The 15,070-nt window shown below is 52.4% G+C and carries 11 protein-coding genes; 6 read left to right on the top strand and 5 right to left on the bottom strand.

Going from position 1 to position 15,070, the window contains the following annotated elements:
* Positions 1-14 precede the first annotated feature (14 nt).
* The 3 genes from DW800_RS18715 to DW800_RS18705 all read right to left on the bottom strand — a co-directional run bounded on the left by DW800_RS18715 (position 15) and on the right by DW800_RS18705 (position 3,645).
* Entirely contained in the window at positions 15-1,334 is a 1,320-nt protein-coding gene (locus DW800_RS18715; protein ID WP_119958264.1) for an ABC transporter permease, read from the bottom strand.
* Positions 1,331-2,578, bottom strand: coding sequence for an efflux RND transporter periplasmic adaptor subunit (locus tag DW800_RS18710; protein WP_016274396.1), 1,248 nt, complete (start codon positions 2,576-2,578; stop codon positions 1,331-1,333). Before DW800_RS18710 ends, DW800_RS18715 begins: the two co-directional genes overlap by 4 nt.
* A 143-nt stretch (positions 2,579-2,721) precedes the next feature.
* Entirely contained in the window at positions 2,722-3,645 is a 924-nt protein-coding gene (locus DW800_RS18705) for a glucosaminidase domain-containing protein (RefSeq protein WP_035448747.1), read from the bottom strand.
* 101 nt (positions 3,646-3,746) lie between these two features.
* On the opposite strand from DW800_RS18705, the gene cdd reads away from it, so the two are divergent.
* The 6 genes from cdd (at position 3,747) to DW800_RS18675 (ending at position 11,873) form a co-directional block, all read left to right on the top strand.
* Positions 3,747-4,229 carry a cytidine deaminase gene (gene cdd, locus DW800_RS18700; protein WP_005831168.1) on the top strand — a complete coding sequence of 161 codons (483 nt, stop codon included), beginning with the start codon at positions 3,747-3,749 and terminating at the stop codon, positions 4,227-4,229.
* Positions 4,230-4,587: 358 nt separating this feature from the next.
* Positions 4,588-6,222 (top strand): ABC-F family ATP-binding cassette domain-containing protein, encoded by a 1,635-nt coding sequence (locus DW800_RS18695; protein WP_119958263.1) that lies wholly within the window; start codon positions 4,588-4,590, stop codon positions 6,220-6,222.
* A 105-nt stretch (positions 6,223-6,327) separates the two neighbouring features.
* Positions 6,328-6,867 (top strand): flavodoxin family protein, encoded by a 540-nt coding sequence (locus DW800_RS18690; protein ID WP_022400806.1) that lies wholly within the window; start codon positions 6,328-6,330, stop codon positions 6,865-6,867.
* 32 nt (positions 6,868-6,899) lie between these two features.
* Entirely contained in the window at positions 6,900-8,396 is a 1,497-nt protein-coding gene (locus DW800_RS18685) for a 4Fe-4S binding protein (protein ID WP_119958262.1), read from the top strand.
* Positions 8,397-8,444: 48 nt separating this feature from the next.
* Positions 8,445-9,848: an aldo/keto reductase gene (locus DW800_RS18680; protein ID WP_005837427.1), complete on the top strand. Its 1,404-nt coding sequence runs from the start codon at positions 8,445-8,447 to the stop codon at positions 9,846-9,848.
* A 153-nt stretch (positions 9,849-10,001) separates the two neighbouring features.
* On the top strand, positions 10,002-11,873 hold the full coding sequence (locus DW800_RS18675; protein WP_374937506.1) for a TonB-dependent receptor: 1,872 nt from the start codon (positions 10,002-10,004) through the stop codon (positions 11,871-11,873).
* Here the strand turns inward: DW800_RS18675 and DW800_RS18670 are convergent.
* Positions 11,870-13,321, bottom strand: a complete 1,452-nt coding sequence (locus tag DW800_RS18670) for a hypothetical protein (RefSeq protein WP_119958273.1) — start codon at positions 13,319-13,321, stop codon at positions 11,870-11,872. The two genes, DW800_RS18675 and DW800_RS18670, sit on opposite strands and share 4 nt — an antisense overlap.
* 22 nt (positions 13,322-13,343) lie before the next feature.
* Positions 13,344-14,897, bottom strand: a complete 1,554-nt coding sequence (locus tag DW800_RS18665; RefSeq protein WP_119958261.1) for an AAA family ATPase — start codon at positions 14,895-14,897, stop codon at positions 13,344-13,346.
* Positions 14,898-15,070: the final 173 nt, after the last annotated feature.

Here is a 15,070-nt window from a genome sequence, read left to right as displayed (position 1 = left end):
CAACCTCCCGTGTCTTATCGTTTTTCATTCAGTGAGTTCACAATCGGTTTCCGCAAGGAATACCACGCCGGTATAAGGGCCGACAACAGATTCAGCACGACGCACAGCGCCAATGCGGCGAGAAAAACCAGCGGAGCAAACAGCATTTCACCCGATACGCGGACCTCCACTCCTTCGGGTACCATATTCGGCCAGCTGTCGAATACCGTAAATATCCACTCGCGTCCCACGTAAAGTGCCAGCCATGCCAGCAGCAAGCCCAATGCTCCGCCCAGTGCGGTCAGCAGCAGGTTTTCCCACATCACTTGTGAAAGCAGTATCTTACGTCCGGCTCCAAACGATTTCCGCACGCCCATCTCTGCCAGACGTCCCTCCATACGGCTCGATATCATGCCGCTCAGATTCAGGGCAGGCACCAACAGCAATACGAGCAGGACAAGCAGAAAGTGGCGCACTGTGGCCCAAAGGTCAAACTCCATACTTGCATAAGTCTTGAAGACACTCAACAGATGGGAGGTGGGCTGCTCCCAGAAATCTACTTTCCATTCATCGGGATGCATAAGATTCTCCTTGCGGCAGATTTCCTTTATCTCAGCCCGCAGAGCATCTCCCTGCTTACTGTCCTGCACCAGAAAGGTAGCACTGAAAGCTCCCAGATAGGGAAGGTTGTATTTAGGACTGCTGTAATCGGGCGACACCGTATAAGGTACGTAAAGCTGTGCATAGGATTTGGAGGTGAGGTAACTGGCGCTACGCACCACTCCACAAACCCGGTAGTCGATATAGTTCAGGCTGAACGAGCGTCCTACTACCTCTTCCGTCGTACCGAACAAGCGGCGTGCCAAATCATCGGTAACGACAGCAGTGGAAATGCCACTTGCCAGGTCGGATGCCGTGAATGGACTGCCTTCCAGGAATTGGAAAGAATATATCTTGAAAAAAGCAGGGTCTGTCAACTTTACCATAACCGGAAAATCACCGCTACGGTCGGCAGGCTGTATATAACTGTTTTCCGACAAGTCATTATGCAGCTCGGCCGAAACGACAAGAGCATTCTCTACGGGATAGAACCAGTCTTGCAGTGCCTTGTAGGAAACAGCCCATTGCATGGTCCTAGTATTGTTGCCGCTTCCCTGCGTGAATTTTGAATTGCTGAGGTAAAGCGTATTCATGCGGTTTGCCTCTGGATAGACGGGCGCAATCTTCACATAATACACCACCGCCATAATCATTGTCATGGCAATGGCCAGCCCCGTACCCACAATGTAGAGCATGCTGAACAGTTTATTCTGCTTCAACAGCTCCCAGGCTTGTTTCAAGTAAACCTTTATCATTTTAGCTTCAACTTATTCTTGTTCTTATAGTTACTCATATCGCTCACCACTACTTCATCACCCGGTTGCAAACCACTGACCACTTCTACAAACTCAAAGTTGGAATCGCCCAGCTGCACCTTGCGCTTTACAATTTCCTTGTCGGAATTGCGTACAAAAAGTTCATACTCCCCACGTCCCACATAATAGCTGGCATTGGCTATGCGCATCACGTCTTCCTTCACTGCATTCATCACATAGACGTCGGTTTTCAGACCGGAACGCAGTCGGCGGTTGTTGTCCTCATTCAACTGCACGGTAAAGGAGATGACGCCATTCTTTGAAAGCGGAGTAACACTGCTTACGGAACCTTCCAGCTTTTCGCTGCCAATCTTCACAATGGCCTTGCCGCCGGCAGCCACACGGTCACCGTAAGTATCGGCAATCTCGCCTTCCACCTTGAAGTGGCTCAAGTCGGAGATGACGGCAATCTGTGAGCCTTCGGGCACTTGGGCACCAATCTGATTGTTGATATAAGTAAGGATAGCCTTCCGGGGCGAACGCACCTGCGCATCGTCGAGCGTACGTTTGGTTTCGGCCAGTGTCTTCTGGAACATGCTGAAATCCAGTTCCTGTACTTGGTATTCCGCAGCCAGCACTTCCTTCTCGTTGGCATACTGCTGCTGCAATTGCTCGTATTCCAGTTGTGCCACGTTGTAGCTCAGTTCGGCTTGGCGCACCTTATCGGTAGTACCCGAACCGAGACTGTCGAGGTACTGCTCGTTGCGCAGCTCCACCTTCATGCGGTCCAGCTTCATGGCGGAGACTTTGATTTTCATCTGCAGGTCGGTCAGCTTGGTCTGGTTGTCAAGTTTCAGTTGTTTCAGCTTGTAGCTGCGCATCTGCTCTTCGTCCAGCATCTTCTTGTAGTCGGTTTCGGCGCTCTGCAAGTCCAGCTTCAGGATGGGGGTACCTACATCCACGCTGTCGCCACCTTTTCTGTACACTTCCAAAATGCGGGTATTGATGGGCGAGTTGATGATTTCCTCGAATGCCGGGACCACCTTGCCGGAGGCGCTGACGCTGACTTCAATCGTACCTTTACCCACTTGGGAGAAAACAAGGTCTTTCTCCTTCACTCCCGTACGCATCAATGAAATGAGTACACTGACCACTACGATACCTGCCACGCCGATAGCACCGTAGCGGATGATTTTCTTATTGCGTTCTTTATTACGCACTTCTTTCGGAATTTCTCTATCCATATCTTTAAATTTTATTGTTTGCGAACATAACGCTTAATATATACTAAATCCATGCCAAAATCATAAACCCCTGAAAGTAAGCGAAAAGAGAAAAAAGAAGGGTGTCCGTTTTCGGACACCCTGTACATTTTCGGATAGCTTCTTTATCTTAATCTCAATCTGTCGCCAATCTCCGGCACGTATTCCGCATCCTTGCGATTCATCTTATAAAGGTTCTTCAGACGAATGCCGTACTTTTGGGAAATGGTATGCATGGAATCACCGTCTTTCACTATGTAGACGGTATGGGGTTTGGCGGCTTTCTTGCGCTTTTCTTTCAAGTAAATAATGTCTCCCGCCTCCAGTGTGTATTCTTTATGGAGGTCGTTGTATTTCACCAGCTTCTTCCAGCTGATGTCAAACTCCTTGCCCAACACCTGGAAGGTGTCTCCGTCGCGCGCCACGACATAAGCTATATCGTTGGCAATGTACACCTGATGCGGATTGGCCAGCCAAGGTTTCTTTTTCAGTTCCTTCTCCCAACTGCGGACATCGCGCTTGCTCATGCCACGGCTGTCGTACTTATACAGTTCATAGTCCTCAATAATGGTTATCAGGCGGTTGGCATACGACGGGTCGGTAGCATAGCCGGCCTTCTTCAAGCCGCGCGCCCAACCCTTATAGTCCGTAATCTTCAGTTTGAAAAGAAAAGCATAACGTGCTCCCCGTTTCAGGAAATCGGAATGGTCTTCATAAGAGTCTTTCGGATTGCGATAAGCGCGGAAACATTCATTGCGGGCATCGTCATCATGCCTCACCGTCCGTCCGCGCCAGTTGCCTCCACACTTGATGCCGAAGTGATTGTTGCTCTTGCGCGCCAGCTCACTGTATCCGGCACCGCTCTCCAACAGCCCTTGGGCCAGCGTGATGCTGGCAGGTATCTTATGACGTTGCATCTGCTCCACGGCAAGGGGAGCATACTGTTTGATATACTCATTGTAGCGGGCATTCCGGCGTTGTGCCTGCACTGTTGTTATGGAAATAAAAAGAAATGCTATGATAGCAGTCAGTCTGAAAATCCGTTTCATGCTTAAAATGTTGAGTTCTGCACAAAAGTCCGTAAAAGAATTGAAATAACCAATCTCTTTTCTATCTTTGTAACATTAATTACAATATAACCCTTTGCCTTATGAAAGAATTAAATATCGAAATTGCCGTCAAGATATACGACTATGAAGAACTGGATGCCGCCGACCGCGAACTGATGGATGCCGCCCGCGAGGCTACCAACCGCAGCTATGCCCCTTACTCCCACTTCTCGGTAGGAGCTGCAGCCAGACTGGCAAACGGTATTGTAGTGACCGGCACCAACCAGGAAAACGCCGCCTACCCTTCCGGGCTGTGTGCAGAACGCACCACCCTATTCTATGCCAACTCCCAACATCCCGACCAGGCGGTAACCACCCTCGCCATTGCCGCACGCAACGAGCACAACGAGTTCCTGGAGTCTCCCATCCCTCCCTGCGGCGCCTGCCGGCAAGTGATGCTCGAAACGGAGAAGCGCTTCAAGCATCCCATGAGGGTGTTGCTATATGGCAAAAAGGGAATCTACGAGCTGAAGAATGTGGGAGAATTACTGCCACTCTCGTTCGATGCTTCGGCCATGAAGTAACAGAACCAATAAAGTATTAACATCGTGTCTGCAGGAAGTTAATTTCTTGCAAACACGATATTAACTTCTTGCCGACACGATATTAATATCGCAAAAAGCCTTTGTTATTCAGTGGAAATCATTACCTTTGCGCCCACTAACCAATTAATTCCACCGATGAGAATATCCGACTAAAGACAACACATTTCGGTAAACATCACTATCAACATGCTTTTTCAGACTGAACGCTGAGCATCACCTATATAGATGTTTAGCCAATACTGTGTTTGTCTGTACCCCTCCCCTTCGAGAATTTCAATTTCGGGGAATGCTTGCATCTCCCCTATCATTCTTACTTCTAAAAACACAGTAGAAACTTATGAGCTTTATCATTAAAGACCTTAGCTATATCCATGCAGATAAGGAAATCTTGTTTTCACACCTCCACTTGAGTATCAACTCCGGAGATAAAATAGCCCTGACCGGAAATAACGGTTGCGGCAAGTCTACCCTCATGCGCATTTTGGCAGGAGACTTGTCACCAAGTTCGGGAACGGTGCTACGCCCCGAACATCTGTACTACGTGCCCCAGCACTTCGGACAATACGACCGGCAGACAATAGCACAAGCTTTGGGAATCAGCCACAAGCTATCTGCCCTGCATGCCATCCTAAGCGGTGACGCTACCGAAAAGCACTTCAATACGCTCAATGATGACTGGAACGTGGAAGAACGCGCCCAGACTTCTCTCGACAGCTGGGGACTGGACGGTATCCCACTCTCCCGTCCGATGGAAGGACTTAGCGGCGGCGAAAAGACCCGCATCTTCCTGGCAGGCATGGAGTTGCACAACCCAACAGCCATCCTGCTGGACGAACCGACCAACTATCTGGACGCGGATGGACGGGAACGTCTGTATAACTTGATACGACGGACATCGGCTACCGTGCTCGTCATCAGTCACGACCGCACGCTACTGAATCAGTTGCCTGCCATCTGCGAACTCTCCTCCCAGGGATTGACGTATTACAGCGGAAACTACGACTTCTACAAAGAACAGAAGGCCCTGCAACAGAAAGCCCTTACCCAACAACTGGAAGAGAAGCAGAAAGCCCTGCGCCTTGCACGCAAAGTGGCACGCGAAGTAGAAGAACGGAAGGCCAAACAGAATGTGCGGGGAGAAAAAAACTCCATTAAAAAGGGGATTCCCCGCATCATGATGGGAGCACTGAAAAACAATGCGGAAAACAGCAGCAGCAGACTCAGCAGCATTCATACGGAGAAAACGGAAAAATTGCAGGCAGAAATGTCAGGCATCAAAAGTTCACTGCCACAGACAGACAAACTGAAAACAGACTTCAATGCCTCTCATCTGCATGTGGGGAAAGTTCTGGTCAAGGCAAAGGACGTCAACTTTCATTATCCCAGCCTCGCGGCTTCTCCTATGGAGACAACCCGTCCGGAGGCAGTAAAGGAGCTCTGGTCTTCCTCCCTCACCTTCCAGTTGAGAAGCGGCGACCGCCTCAGCTTGAAAGGAAAAAACGGCAGTGGAAAAACAACCCTGCTGAAACTCATCATGGGCGAACTGCACCCCACCGGCGGAGTGATGGAGCGTGCCGACTTCACCTCCGTCTATCTGGACCAGGAATACTCCCTCGTCCGTAATGAGCGCAGCGTACTCCAACAAGCAGAAGCTTTCAACCACCGCCACCTGCCGGAACATGAAGTGAAAACCATCCTCAACCGTTACCTCTTTCCCCGCGACGTGTGGAACAAGCCGTGCGGCAAACTGAGTGGCGGCGAAAAGATGCGCCTCTCCTTCTGCTGCCTGATGATTGCCGACAATACCCCGGATATGTTCATTCTGGACGAACCCACCAACAATCTGGACATCGAGAGTATAGAAATAATAACGGCAACGATACGCGACTACGCCGGCACCGTAATTGCCATCAGCCACGACCGGGAGTTTCTGAAAGACACCGGCATCGAACGGGAGATACTTTTGGAATGAATCAGTAATTTAGGTAACAACAACCGTAATTTGTATACTGCCATTCTCATAAAACCTGCCTATTTTTGCAGCACGTAATCATTTACTAACTAACGAACAACGAATATGAGCAAAAAAGTATTAATCCTCTCCTCCAGTCCCCGCAGGAATGGAAACTCCGACCTCTTGTGCAATGAATTCATGCGCGGTGCCGCAGAGGCCGGACATCAAGTAGAAAAGATTTTCCTGAAAGACAAGCACATCAACTACTGCACGGGATGCAGCGTATGCAGCATGTACGGCAAACCCTGCCCGCAAAAGGACGATGCCGCCGAAGTGGTGGAAAAGATGATTGCCGCCGACGTCATCGTCATGGCAACCCCCGTCTACTTCTACACCATGAGCGCGCAGATGAAGACACTGATTGACCGTTGTTGCGCACGCTACCTTGAAATAAAGGACAAGGAGTTCTACTTCATCATCGCCGCCGCCGAAGAAAGTGTCCCCATGATGGAGCGTACCATCGATGGTTTCCGTGGCTTCCTCGACTGCCTGGAAGAGCCCAAAGAATGCGGCACCATTTATGGCGTGGGTGCCTGGAAGGTGGGCGAGATAAACGACAAGCCTTCCATGCACGAAGCCTACGAGATGGGAAAAAAGGTATAAAGAACGAATACTAATCGCTATACAATACATTTATGCTACGTACCATCAGACTGACCCTTGCCGTCATCTTCTTCGCACTCATCACGCTGTTGTTCCTCGACTTCACGGGAACACTGCATGCCTGGTTCGGATGGATGGCGAAGATACAATTCCTGCCGGCCGTGCTGGCACTGAACATCGGTGTAGTACTGTTTCTTGCAGTGCTGACCTTGGTATTCGGACGCATCTACTGCTCCGTCATCTGCCCGTTGGGAGTATTCCAGGACATTGTTTCCTGGCTCTCCGCCAAACGGAAGAAAAACCGTTTCCGCTACTCGTCCGCACTGAAATGGCTACGCTACGGTGTGCTGGGAGTATTCGTACTTGCCATTATCGGCGGACTGAACTCTTTTGTCGTGCTGCTGGCCCCTTACAGCTCATACGGGCGCATCGTTTCCAGCCTTTTCTCCCCACTCTACCAGTGGGCAAACAACGGACTGGCCTACCTGGCCGAACGTGCTGACAGCTATGCCTTCTATGAAACGGATGTATGGATGAAGAGTCTCCCTACCCTGCTGATTGCCACGGTCACTCTGGTGGTCCTCATCGTGCTGGCATGGCGAGGTGGACGTACCTATTGCAACACCATCTGTCCGGTAGGTACAGTGCTTGGCTTCCTCTCGAAGTATTCCTTGCTGAAACCGGTGATTGACACAAAGAAGTGCAACAGTTGCGGACTTTGTGCCCGCAACTGCAAGGCATCGTGCATCAACATCAAGGCACACGAAATAGATTACAGTCGTTGCGTGGCATGTATGGACTGTATCAACAAGTGCAGGAAAGGTGCCATCACTTACACACGCCGCAAGCCGGCCTCCGCTGCTGTCTCCCAGGAAACCTCCGTGGCACCGGAGCAGGTAAACGACGCCCGCCGCGCATTTCTCTCTACAACTGCCGTGTTTGCTGCTACGGCAGCCCTCAAGGCGCAGGAGAAGAAAGTGGACGGTGGACTGGCTGTCATCGAGGACAAAAAAATCCCCGAGCGCGCCACTCCCATCACTCCTCCGGGCTCACTGAGCGCCCGCCACTTTGCACAACACTGCACAGCCTGCCAGCTCTGCATATCGGTATGTCCCAACCAAGTGCTCCGTCCTTCTTCGGACTTGACAAAACTGATGCAGCCGGAAATGTCCTACGAACGCGGTTACTGCCGCCCCGAATGCGCCAAGTGTGCGGAGGTGTGTCCTACCGATGCCATCCATCTGACAAGCCTCGCCGAGAAATCGGCCGTCCAAATCGGTCATGCCGTATGGATTAAGGAGAATTGCATCTGCATCACAGACAAGATGGAATGCGGGAACTGTGCCCGCCATTGTCCGGCCGGTGCCATACAGATGGTTCCTTCAGACCCGGAAGACGAAGCCTCCATCAAGATACCGGTAGTCAACGCCGAACGCTGTATCGGATGCGGAGCATGCGAGAACCTTTGTCCGTCGCGTCCGTTCAGTGCCATTTATGTGGAAGGCCATGTGATGCACAGAACTATCTGAAGCAGCTTTATCATCCAAATATCCATTTATAATTTCAGTCCTATCACAATGAAAGAAGACAATAAGAACAAGATAAACCGCCGCGATTTCTTCAAACTCGCCGGTGCAGGAACGCTTGCCTCGGCAGCAGCCCTATACGGCTGTTCGGGCAACAAGAACAACGGGGAAAGCGAATCGGCCGCACTGGGCGAGATATCAACCGACAAGATGACCTATCGTACCAACCCCAACACGGGCGACCGGGTTTCCCTGCTGGGATACGGATGCATGCGATGGCCCACCCGGAAACGCGCCGACGGGAATGGAGACGAAATAGACCAGGAAGCCGTGAACGACCTGATAGACTATGCCATTGCCCACGGAGTGAACTATTTCGACACCTCCCCCGCCTATGTGCAAGGTCTGTCGGAGCGCGCCACAGGCATTGCCTTAAAACGCCATCCACGGGAGAAATTCTTCCTTGCCACAAAGCTGTCCAACTTCAGTCCCAGCACGCACAGCCGCGAAGAGTCCCTTGCCATGTATCACCGCTCCTTCCGCGACCTGCAAGTGGACTACATCGACTACCTCCTGCTGCACGGCATCGGCATGGGCGGCATGGAAGCCCTCCGTTCCCGCTATCTGGACAACGGCATGCTGGACTTCCTGCTGAAAGAGCGCGAAGCCGGACGCATCCGCAACCTCGGATTCTCCTATCATGGAGACATCGAAGTCTTTGACTACCTGCTCTCCCGCCACGACGAACTGAAATGGGACTTCGTACAAATCCAACTGAACTACGTGGACTGGCGACATGCCAAAGAAGTGAATACCCGCAACACGGATGCCGAATACCTATATGCCGAGCTGGTGAAGCGCAACATTCCCGCCGTTATCATGGAGCCGTTGCTGGGCGGACGCCTATCCCGCCTGAACGACCACTTGATGGCACGTCTAAAACAACGCCGTCCGCAGGAGAGCGTGGCTTCCTGGGCCTTCCGATTCGCAGGTACTTTCCCCGATGTGCTGACCGTACTAAGCGGAATGACGTACATGGAGCATCTGCAAGACAACCTGCGTACCTTCTCCCCGCTTGTTCCATGTACGGAAGAGGAGTTTACCCTGCTGGAAGATACCGCCCAGCGAATGCTGCAATACCCCACCGTGCCGTGCAACGACTGCAAATACTGTATGCCGTGCCCCTATGGACTGGATATTCCAGCCATCTTGCTGCACTACAACCGCTGCATCAACGAGGGCAACGTGCCGCAGAACAGCCAAGACGAGAATTACCGCGAGGCACGCCGCGCCTTCCTGATAGGCTATGACCGCAGTGTTCCCCGTCTCCGCCAAGCCAACCGCTGCACCGGTTGCGGCCAATGCAACCCGCACTGTCCGCAAGGCATCGACATCCCGGCGAAACTGCAGGAGATAGACCGATTTGTGGAAGCGCTGAAGCAGGAAACCCTTTAACGGACTTACCTTCAACCCTGGTTGTCCATTTTAAGGATTACCAATCATATACAGATTCTTCTTTTTGTATAACTTTGCAAAAAGAACCATAGATAAACGATGAATAAAAAGATTTTAACCGCAGTTTTAATAAGTATCGCCCTTCCGGGTAGTATGCTGTCCGCACCTGCCGACAGCCTCCGGCTGAAAAGCTACAAGCTTGATGAAGTCGTGGTGACCGGGACGAGAAATGAAACAGACATCCGCCACCTGCCAATGGCCATCTCCGTAGTGGGTCGTCGGCAACTGGAACAGACCTACCAGCCCTCCATCCTGCCTGCACTGACCGAGCAGGTGCCCGGACTTTTCACCACAAGCCGCGGCATCATGGGCTACGGCGTATCCACGGGAGCCGCAGGAGGCATGAGCCTGCGCGGCATAGGCGCCGGGGTGAATGCCGCCGGAGGACCTACGACCAGCCTGCTGGTGCTGATAGACGGACATCCGCAATACATGGGCCTGATGGGGCATCCCATCGCCGACGCCTACCAGAGCATGATGGCCGAACGGGTGGAAGTGCTGCGCGGTCCCGCCTCCGTCCTCTACGGGTCCAATGCAATGGGCGGGGTTATCAACATCGTCACCCGCAAGATGCAGGAGGACGGGGTGAAAACCAATGCGCAGATAGGATACGGTTCCTACAATACCCTGCAGACGGAAGTCTCCAACCGCGTGAGGAAAGGGCGTTTCAGCAGCGTGGTGACCGGCTCGTACAACCGTACCGACGGACACCGTGACGACATGGAGTTTGAGCAGTATGGCGGCTATGCCAAACTGGGATACGACTTCAGCGACACCTGGAAGCTGTGGGGCGACGTGAACATCACCCGCTTCAACGCCTCCAATCCCGGCGAAGCCGACAATCCGTATATAGACAACGACTCGCGCATCACACGCGGCATGACCTCCTTCGCACTGGAAAATCGTTACGACCGTACTTCCGGCGCCGTGAGCTTCTTCTATAACTGGGGCCGGCACAGGATTAACGACGGCTACCACCCCGGAGAAGAGCCCCAGAAGTCGCACTTCAACTCCAAGGACCGGATGCTGGGCATATCGTGGTATCAAAGCGCCACGCTCTTCACCGGTAACCGCCTGACCGTAGGTTTCGATTACCAGCACTTCGGCGGAGAGTCCTGGAACAAGGTTGTCGCCATCGACGAGGCAAAACCCGGACAGCAGATTGGTGACCGCATCCCCGGCGTGGACAAGCAGATGGATGAATTTGCAGGCTATGTGGATTTCAGGCAGGACATCAACAGTTGGCTTTCACTGGACGCCGGTGTCCGCATAGACCACCATTCGCACGTAGGCACGGAATGGATTCCCCAAGGGGGACTGGCTTTCCATCTGCCGCGGCAGGCAGAACTGAAAGCAATGGTGAGCAAAGGATTCCGTAACCCCACCATCCGGGAGATGTACATGTTCCCTCCACAGAATCCCGATTTGAAAGCGGAGAGCCTGATGAACTATGAACTCTCCTTTACGGGGCAGCTTTTGGGAGGGCCCATGTCCTATGGGGTGAACCTCTACTACATCAACGGGGACAACATCATCATGACGGACCCTGCCCTGCGCAAGAACGTCAACTCCGGTGAGATAGAGAACTGGGGTGTGGAAACCAACCTCGGATACCGCATCAACCGCCACTGGCAGATGAATGCCAATTATAGCTGGCTGCACATGGAGAATCCGGTACTGGCGGCTCCCGAGCACAAACTCTATGCCGGTGCGGACTTTACGCAAGGACGTTGGGGCCTATCTACCGGTATACAATACGTGAAGGGTCTCCATACCTCGGTCACCCCGGGTAAGGAGAAGCAGGAAAGCTTCGTACTCTGGAACCTGCGTGCCAACTACCGTCTGTGCAGTTTTGCCGACGTCTTCGTCAAGGGTGAAAACCTGCTGGCACAACGCTATGAAATCAATGCAGGCTTCCCCATGCCGAAAGCTACGGTGATGGGAGGTGTAAACATCAATTTTTAATACTGTCGCGAAGGGATATACTCCGCCCGATAGATGCGGTCGAAGAAAGGTGCCCACTCGTTTTCCGTGATGCCAATCTGCAGGCCATAGAAGTGTGTACCGGCTTCCCGGTAACGGCGAATCTCCTCCATAAGGGCAGGTGAAGAGTGAGGAATCTTGAAGTCGCTGACCCAAAGTACATCGGCATTCATATACTCCTTGCCTTCTTTGAGCAGGCGGAACGTGGCTTCCAACATGCGGGTGGCATCTGTATCCCCGCAAGCTGTCTTTGAGAAGAATTCGAGCAGCCTTGCCCGCTCTTTCCTTACGTCAATCGGATGAATGGAGACGGAAAAGGCTATCAGAAAGCAGTTCCGCCGTTGACGGTCGGCTATCTCCAGGAGCTTTATCAGCAGAGAGTGAGCAATCTTCTCCGGCTTGCCAGCCATGCTTCCCGAGGTGTCCAGACAGACAATCATCGGACCTTTGGGACGGGCGGGCTTGGTTTCGATACGCCGGGCAGGCTGCATGATTTCCGATTTATAACGGAAGGTCTGAAGCTTGCGAGTAAGGTATTTGTAGACGAACAAATCTTCCAGTTCACTGTCAGCGGAATGGGCAAGCTCAATGGGAAGCAGAGCATTGAGGTCGTTGCCGGTACTGATACCCAGGATGTCACATTTGGAGGAGTGCTCCATTTTGTAGACGTTTCCCTCGGCAACGCGGATTTGCTCACGTCCTTCGTCGTCTGCCATACGCCCCATCTTGCGGGCCACTTTCACTATCTCGGGGCAAGAGCGCTGGATGCGCACGATTTTCCGTATACGCTCAAAGTCAACAGTATTCCACAAGCCGCTCATCATGCCCCAGGTCTGGAAGAATTCGTCCTTATCCACCCGGTTCTGGCGGATGTACTCGGGGATGTCTTTCAGATTGGAACGGAGCCTGCGCTCGAGGGCATCTTTGCGGAAAGCAATCTCTTTCTCCTTTTCTTCGTGCATCTTCAGTTGGAAGGCGTCTTCCCAGTCGTCCACCATTTTCTCCCAGACTTCATCGTCCGCATATCCTCCTTCTGTGCCGAAGTGGCTGCGGTAGAAACGGGAGTCGAAGCCGTACTCCCGGTATTTGTCGGAAATCTGCTGGAGCAAGGCTTGCCAGCCGTCTTTCCGCTTTGCCATGGACCATTCCAGCACGAGTTTCATCCCGGTCCGTTCCGACTGGCTTTTCCGGAGGTGGTACCTCTCCTTCTCCAAGTTCAATTGGATGAACTGAATCATGGTGTCGTAAAAGATACGTGCACAGACCTCATCGCCCAGCACCTGCACCTTGACCATGGAGTCGTTCATCACAGAGAGTAGATAGGCATACAAGGGCTCGGTATCCGTCTCTGCGCACTCTCCGGTGGCAACGAAACGGTCCAGTGCCTGCACATAGAAGGCGGTGTCATATCGGGTGACGGTGGTGTTCATCTTCTTCTTGGTTACTGGAGGATTATTCGTCTCCATATCTCAGTTTGCGCATGTCCACACGCGCCCAGGCTATTTCCTTGCGGACGATGGAGACGTATTGAGCTACGCTCTTTTTGTCTTCTTCGGAGACGAAAAGGTTGTCGGACAAATCTCTTACCAGGCGGTCTATGCTGGTGGCGGCGGTGTCCAGTTCCGTCTCGTAGTCACGGTCGGTGACGGAGAGGTTTCCCAGCCAGAGTTGTTGCTCCTCACCTCGTTGCAGACGCCGCATGGGGAAGCGCACACCGTTGATGTAGAGATGCTTATCGTCGCGGTAGAGGGTGACGCGTTCGGTGCCTTCCTCTTTCACGGCGCCGGTGTCGGCAAAGGCGCGGATGATGGTACGCTTGGGATTGATGGGGTCGGCATACATTACGCCCAAGGTGGGGACATCTTTGGCGCTGTACTCCTTCAGATTTTTGTAGTCCACGATAAAGATGTAGGTGTTGCCCGTACCATGTTTCTCCACCTGGTAGTAGAAGTGTTCCGTTATCAGCAGGTCATCGTCCCTACGGTCGCCGGCAAGGCGGGCTTTGTCGAGGGCTTCGCGCACACGGCTGACTTTCAAATCGGATTTCAGCGAGGAGGCGATACCGGCAATCTGTTTTGTGTGGGACACGAATAAGGCACGGATTACGATGTCACGGATGGCAACGCTCTCATCAGGCTCACTCCATAGGCAGTGGTAGACGGGAAGCAGGTCGGTCATGGAGACTTCCGTGCGGCCGTGGACGAAGGCGGAGGTCTTGAGCAGCTTCACGATGTTCTTCCAGCGGCGGTCGCTGACGTAGACATTGCGGCGCAGGTCGGAGTCTTGCATCTCTACGCTTGTCAGTCCGTGGCGAATGGCTGTGATGCAGGAAAGAACATCGAGAGGCAAGGTTACGCGGCGTATCTCAGCTTGCCATTCGGCATACTCGCGGTCGGAGATTTGCCATTCGCAAGCAGTCGTTTCCGGATGGTCGGCAGAATCGTCCAGCAGCATTTTGTAGAAAGATTCTTCCTGCTTGACGCAGGTGCAGAGAATGCGGATAAGGAAGCGGTCCCATAGGGCTTCCAGTCCCTCGCCTTGAGCGGGCAGTTCGTTACTGGCAGCTACGAGCAGTTTGAGGGGGAGATGCAGTTCCTTGTCGCCATTGCGGAAAAGTTTCTCGTTGATGACGGTCAGCAGAGTGTTCTGTATGGCAGGGCCTGCTTTCCATATTTCGTCCAGAAACACGACATCGGCTGTGGGCAGATAGCCGTCGATGGCACGTTCATACTTGTCGGATTCTTTCAGTCGGCTAATGCTGACAGGACCGAAAATCTCGTCGGGCGTAGAGAAGCGGGACATCAGGTATTCAAAGGCACGGGCATCTGTAAAAGCCGACTTTAGCCGCCTGGCTACCATTGACTTGGCTACTCCCGGAGGTCCCAGGAGCAGGATGCTCTCGCCTGCCAGGGCTGCCAGCAGGGAGAGGTTTATTTCGGTTTCTTTTTCGTATACTCCCCGGTTCATTTCGGAAAGGAGGAGGCGGATGCGTTGGATCATTTCCACAATATGATTTATTTATAGTCAGTACTCATGTATAAAGAAAAGTGTGTAAAGATACCAAATAGTAGCGAAATCAGAGAGATTCTTATTAAGATTCACTATCTTTGGAAAACAAATACACACAGACACGCACACACACGTTGTGATTTGCTTTCATTTTAGTATCTTTGAACCAT

This window comes from Bacteroides sp. AM32-11AC (genome assembly GCF_003603515.1).
GTDB classification, from domain to species: domain Bacteria; phylum Bacteroidota; class Bacteroidia; order Bacteroidales; family Bacteroidaceae; genus Bacteroides; species Bacteroides uniformis.
Note: the sequence above shows the minus strand (reverse complement) of the source record. Positions and strands in the feature narration are given on the sequence as shown.

Excerpts from the sequence above, each read along its gene's own strand:
- DW800_RS18675 (WP_374937506.1), top strand. The coding sequence starts at position 10,002 with ATGCTGTCCGCACCTGCCGACAGCCTCCGGCTGAAAAGCTACAAGCTT.
- cdd (WP_005831168.1), top strand. The coding sequence starts at position 3,747 with ATGAAAGAATTAAATATCGAAATTGCCGTCAAGATATACGACTATGAA.
- DW800_RS18705 (WP_035448747.1), bottom strand. The coding sequence starts at position 3,645 with ATGAAACGGATTTTCAGACTGACTGCTATCATAGCATTTCTTTTTATT.
- DW800_RS18715 (WP_119958264.1), bottom strand. The coding sequence starts at position 1,334 with ATGATAAAGGTTTACTTGAAACAAGCCTGGGAGCTGTTGAAGCAGAAT.
- DW800_RS18685 (WP_119958262.1), top strand. The coding sequence starts at position 6,900 with ATGCTACGTACCATCAGACTGACCCTTGCCGTCATCTTCTTCGCACTC.
- DW800_RS18695 (WP_119958263.1), top strand. The coding sequence starts at position 4,588 with ATGAGCTTTATCATTAAAGACCTTAGCTATATCCATGCAGATAAGGAA.
- DW800_RS18710 (WP_016274396.1), bottom strand. The coding sequence starts at position 2,578 with ATGGATAGAGAAATTCCGAAAGAAGTGCGTAATAAAGAACGCAATAAG.
- DW800_RS18680 (WP_005837427.1), top strand. The coding sequence starts at position 8,445 with ATGAAAGAAGACAATAAGAACAAGATAAACCGCCGCGATTTCTTCAAA.
- DW800_RS18670 (WP_119958273.1), bottom strand. The coding sequence starts at position 13,321 with ATGAACACCACCGTCACCCGATATGACACCGCCTTCTATGTGCAGGCA.
- DW800_RS18690 (WP_022400806.1), top strand. The coding sequence starts at position 6,328 with ATGAGCAAAAAAGTATTAATCCTCTCCTCCAGTCCCCGCAGGAATGGA.